Origin of the sequence: Pseudomaricurvus sp., from assembly GCF_965662505.1 — a bacterium.
Lineage (GTDB): Bacteria > Pseudomonadota > Gammaproteobacteria > Pseudomonadales > Cellvibrionaceae > Pseudomaricurvus.
The window spans coordinates 1-5,257 of sequence record NZ_CBFIHX010000182.1 but is presented as its reverse complement, the minus strand read 5'-3'; the positions used below and the strand labels follow the sequence as shown (position 1 = coordinate 5,257).

Below are 5,257 nucleotides of genomic sequence, written 5' to 3'. Positions count from 1 at the left end.
CGGGATTAGAGCTGCACACCACAACAGGGACTATGGATCTGGATACGCTTTTGGCCGGGGTGGATCTCACTTCACCGTTGAGTGTGGCGGATGCTCTCAACACCAGAGGCAAAGAGTTGGGACTGGATGTTGTGGCAACCGCTGACACAGCCGCTTCAACTGTCTCGGTAACCTTGGGGGATGGTCTGGTTTTGAGTAACGACGCAAACGGCGATGATGTGGTGGATGCGGGTGAACTTCTTGCCGTAGACAGTCGCACAGGAGAATTTGATCCTACAGATCCGGATACTTATAACTCAGCTACGTCTGTCACGATCTATGACAGCCTGGGTAATCCTCATGTTATGACTCAGTATTTCGTCAAGGGACGCACAGAGTCTGCTGATGAAACCACTGATGCGGCAACCAGTATTGCCACGACGTCTAACAACTGGACCATGTACGTTCAGATCGACGGCGAGAACGTAGGTCCACAAGATGCAGCAGGGGATCCACAAGGATACGCCATGCGTTTCGCCAGCGATGGCAGCTTGCACCCGACCTCGGATCAGTCCTTTGTCATTGATAACTGGACGCCGCTGGATCAAAACGGCAATTATAACGGTGCTCTGGGGGCGCAGCCCGGCGCAACCTTGCCGCTGCCAACACCGGCAAGTTCCTCCAACTTTGCGATCAATATTGCCGGTTCAACGCAATTTGGTTCTGACTTTGGTATCAATGATGTCAGGCAGGATGGCTTTACCACGGGGCGCCTGTCCGGCGTCAGTATTGATGACGGTGGTGTGGTCTTTGCCCGTTTCACTAACGGTCAGGCTCAGGTTCTCGGACAGGTAGCCATTGCCGGATTTAACAACGAGCAAGGGCTGCAGCCTCAGGGGTCGACCGGTTGGTCGGAGTCATTTGAGTCGGGTACTCCATTAGTCGGAGCGCCGCAAACAGCGGCTCTGGGCTCGATTCAGTCGGGTGCTCTGGAAGATTCCAATGTGGATTTGTCCGAGGAATTGGTTAACTTGATCATTGCGCAACGCAACTACCAATCCAATGCCAAGACCATTGAGACAGCCGATCAGGTGACACAAACGATTCTGAATATCTAAGTACTTTGACGGTTAGGCTCAAGTCTAGATTCAGGTCTAGGCTTGGGTTTAGATTCGGGTTTAGGTTAGGGGAACAGGGGCATGTCTGTTCGCTTGCCCCTCCGAAAAATTCTCCCAATTTAAAATTGGCCTGCTCCTTGCAATAACTCTGTTAACAGTTCAAAAGCGGCAATGTTTGTCGCCTTTGAGGAAAGTGACAGAGGAGATTCGCAGTGGACAAGGCTCTATACATATCCATGACCGGCGCCAAACACAACATGATGGCGCAAGCGGTCCACGCCAACAATCTGGCTAACGCCAACACTAATGGTTTTCGTGCCGACTTTGCTCAGGCTCGTAGTATGCCGGTGTATAACGGCGAAGGTTACCCTACCCGCGCCTACGCGCTGACAGAAAACCCAGCGACCGATTTTTCCCAGGGCCCTTTGATTCAGACAGGTAATGATCTGGATTTTGCCATTGAAGGGGAGGGGTTTGTCGCGGTTCAAGGGTTGGATGGTGCCGAGGCTTACACGCGTTCCGCCAGTCTCCAGATTACAGCACAAGGTCAATTGCTCACCGGAAATGGCTTACCGGTTCTGGGCGATGGCGGCCCTGTGTTTGTTCCCCCCAACAGCAAGATCGATATCGGTGTTGATGGCACGATCACTACCACCGGTGATACGCCTCTCGACCAGGCTCAACTGGATCGTCTTCGTTTGGTCAAACCGGATATCGCTGATCTGGTCAAAGGCGAAGATGGCCTTTTTCGTCAGAAAGACGGCAATCTGGCGCCCGTGGACGGCAGCGTCCGGATCCAGTCCGGCTTTGTTGAGGGCAGCAACGTTAACACCATCAGTGAGTTTACCAATGTGATGGCATTGTCCCGCCAGTACGAGCTTAGCGTCAAAATGATGAAGACCGTACAAGGCAATTCCGAAGCTTCGGCGCGGTTATTGCAAGGTTAGCTTTGAAGCGAAATAACGTCAGCATTTTGTCGCTTCAGCCAGGGGTTTAACGTAACGGGTTTATAGCGACGGTTTATCAAAACAACAGTCACCAAAATCAAGAACACGAATAGGTAACCGTATGATTCCAGCTCTATACATCAGTAAAACAGGATTGAGTGCACAGGATACTCAGCTCAGTACAATTTCAAATAACCTGGCGAATGCTTCTACCGTTGGTTTTAAACGTGAGCGGGCGGTGTTTGAAGATCTGTTTTATCAGGTCCAGCGTCAGCCTGGAGCACAATCAACTCAGGATACACAGCTGCCATCGGGTCTGCAGGTGGGAACGGGTACCCGTATTGTCGGCACACAGAAAGAATTTACGTCGGGCAGCATGCAGATTACGGGCAACAGTCTGGACATCGCCATTAATGGCCGAGGTTTCTTCCAGGTACTGGGCGGTGACGGTGAGCTCGCGTATACCCGCAATGGTGAGTTTCACCTGAGCGCAGAGGGCGAAATTGTAAATGCCGCAGGGCTGCCATTGCAGCCTTCCATCGTCATTCCAGAAGGCACTCAACAGTTAACCATTGGTGATGACGGAACCGTCAGCGCCACTGTTAATGGCCAGGCAGATCCGCAGGAACTTGGCCAAATTGAACTAGCCGATTTTATCAATCCAGCAGGTTTGCAGGCTATGGGTAGCAACATTTTTCGTCAGACTGCTGCCAGTGGTGACCCTGTCACCGGTATTGCCGGCCTGGATGGAATGGGAGCAGTAAAACAAGGCGCTTTGGAAAACTCTAACGTCGACATCGTAGAAGAGATGGTCAATATGATCACAACACAGCGTGTCTACGAGTTAAATTCAAAAGTTGTCTCAACCGCAGATCAGATGTTGCAGTACATCAGCCAAAATCTGTAATTATTTAAAGTAGGCGAAACGATAGGTCACATCATGTTCATTGCTATAGCAAAAAAAGCGGTATCCATTCTGCCAACAGCGCTGAGTAAGCCTGCGGCTCTGGTGCCAGTGTTGATGGTATCCATGATGTCTGGTTGTACGGTGTATAACACAGTTGAGCCAGGTGATCCGGCTTATGCTCCTGTATTGGGAGAGCGCCGCCAGGAGGTTCCCCAGGCCGCTGGATCTTTGTACCGCTCCGGGACCGGTTTGGAACTGTTCTCAGACAATAAGGCTCACCGTCTTGGGGACGTGATCACCGTTGTTTTGAATGAACGGACCGTTTCTCAAAAAACCAGCAACGTTTCGATCGCTAAAGAGAGCGATAACTCGCTGAATGCGGGCCCATTATTGGGAACCTATCCAACGTTTAAAAATTTGAATCTGGATACAGATATTGGTCAGGGTCGTGACTTCTCCGGTGAATCCGATGCTGACCAGAGCAACAGGCTGGAAGGCAATATCACGGTAACTGTTGCCGAAGTGCTTGCGAATGGAAACCTGGTGGTACGCGGTGAAAAGTGGATGACCCTGAACCGCGGTGATGAATATATTCGCATCAGTGGGATCGTTCGTCCCGATGATGTGACGCCTGATAATACTGTGTTATCGAATCGTTTGGCCAATGCCCGAATTTCCTATAGTGGAACTGGTGATTTGGCGAATAGCAATCAAATGGGATGGTTGAGTCAGTTCTTCAACAGTCCAATTTGGCCTCTTTGAGCCCTGTGCGAGATAGCTTCCGATGAAAAATAGATTACTGATGTCTGACATGAAAGCTTCGATCATGATGTTTTGTCTCGTTGTGTTGCTGACCGTATTGAGTGCTGGGGTACCGTTTGCCAGCGCAGAACGCATCAAGGATTTGGCTGACATAGCGGGTATTCGTTCCAACAAATTGCTGGGTTATGGTTTGGTCGTCGGACTGGATGGTACCGGTGATAAGACCAACCAGGCACCATTTACAGCTCAGTCTTTTAATAACATGATTAAGCAGTTTGGTATCACGATTCCTGCTGGTACGCGCTATAACCTGAAAAATGTGGCTGCGGTGATGGTCAGTGCAGAGTTGCCGGCCTTTGCCAAACCAGGCAAAAAAATCGACGTTACCGTATCGTCCATTGGTGATTCAAAAAGCCTCCGTGGCGGCACTTTGTTAATGACACCCATGAAAGCTCTGGATGGTAACGTTTACGCTATTGCACAAGGTAGTCTGTTGGTTGGCGGTTTTGGCGCTGAAGGCAACGATGGTTCCAAATTAACCGTTAATATTCCCAGCGCTGGCCGTATTCCCAATGGAGCTATGGTGGAAAGAAGTTCGCCGAATAGTTTTGCCGATGGTTCTCCGATTATTTTTAACTTGCATCGCTCGGACTTCACCACGGCAAAATACATTGCCAAAGCCATCAACGATATGCTGGGGCCGGATGTGGCAAAGCCTCTGGATGCAGCATCGATTATGGTGAATGCGCCATTGGACCCTTCGCAAAAAGTTAATTTTTTATCTTTGCTTGAAAATATTGAAGTGAAAACGGGCAGAGCGCCTGCCCGCGTTGTGATTAATTCTCGTACCGGAACCATTGTTGTAGGACAGGACGTGAAGGTTGAACCCGTGGCTGTAACTCATGGCAGCTTGACGGTGAGTGTCTCTGAAAGTGTTCAGGTCAGTCAGCCGGGTGCCATCTCTGAAGGACAGACTGTCGTTGTGCCACAGACGAACGAAGTGTCGGCGGAAGAAGAAATCAACCCCATGTTCAAGCTGGAAGCTGGAACCAGTCTGGAAAGTATAGTCAGAGCCGTGAATCTGGTGGGTGCAGCTCCCAGTGATTTGATGGCAATTCTGGAAGCCATGAAACAGGCCGGTGCACTTAAAGCGGATCTTATCGTCATATGAGTATTGATCGATTCAACAGTATGCAGCCCGGATTAGGCACAGATACCAGTGTCTATACCGACTTGTCAGGTTTGCAGAATATCAAGCAGTTGAATAAAGGCGATGCTGCGGATAAAGACCAGGCTCTTAAACAAGTGGCTCAGCAGTTTGAATCTGTATTTCTGGGCATGATGATGAAGTCGATGCGAGATGCCAACGCTGCCTTTGAAGACAAAGAAATGTCTGGCTCTAGCGAAATGAAGTTTTACCAGCAGATGTTTGATCAACAGCTGACGTTGAGTTTATCCAATCAGGGTATTGGCATTGCCGAAGCCATGGTTCGTCAGTTGAAGCAAGGTGGCTCACCTGTGGAGACTGATGCTTCAGCCAGAGA

6 protein-coding genes are annotated in these 5,257 nt (G+C 50.0%); all 6 read left to right on the top strand.

Translation table 11 applies throughout. The annotated features are described in order from the left end of the window. The coding region (locus ACTG33_RS16120) for a flagellar hook protein FlgE (protein ID WP_439136245.1) at positions 1 to 1,097 on the top strand (1,097 nt) is incomplete at its 5' end. Between the two features lie 212 nt (positions 1,098 to 1,309). Then, positions 1,310 to 2,044, top strand: a complete 735-nt coding sequence (flgF, locus tag ACTG33_RS16115) for a flagellar basal-body rod protein FlgF (protein WP_439136244.1) — start codon at positions 1,310 to 1,312, stop codon at positions 2,042 to 2,044. Positions 2,045 to 2,165: 121 nt separating this feature from the next. Next, positions 2,166 to 2,951 carry a flagellar basal-body rod protein FlgG gene (flgG, locus tag ACTG33_RS16110; protein WP_439136243.1) on the top strand — a complete coding sequence of 262 codons (786 nt, stop codon included), beginning with the start codon at positions 2,166 to 2,168 and terminating at the stop codon, positions 2,949 to 2,951. Positions 2,952 to 2,984: 33 nt separating this feature from the next. After that, entirely contained in the window at positions 2,985 to 3,713 is a 729-nt protein-coding gene (flgH, locus tag ACTG33_RS16105; protein WP_439136242.1) for a flagellar basal body L-ring protein FlgH, read from the top strand. 64 nt (positions 3,714 to 3,777) lie between these two features. Continuing rightward, positions 3,778 to 4,884, top strand: a complete 1,107-nt coding sequence (locus ACTG33_RS16100; protein WP_439136246.1) for a flagellar basal body P-ring protein FlgI — start codon at positions 3,778 to 3,780, stop codon at positions 4,882 to 4,884. Continuing rightward, the coding region (locus ACTG33_RS16095) for a rod-binding protein (protein ID WP_439136241.1) at positions 4,881 to 5,257 on the top strand (377 nt) is incomplete at its 3' end. The genes ACTG33_RS16100 and ACTG33_RS16095, both read left to right, overlap by 4 nt.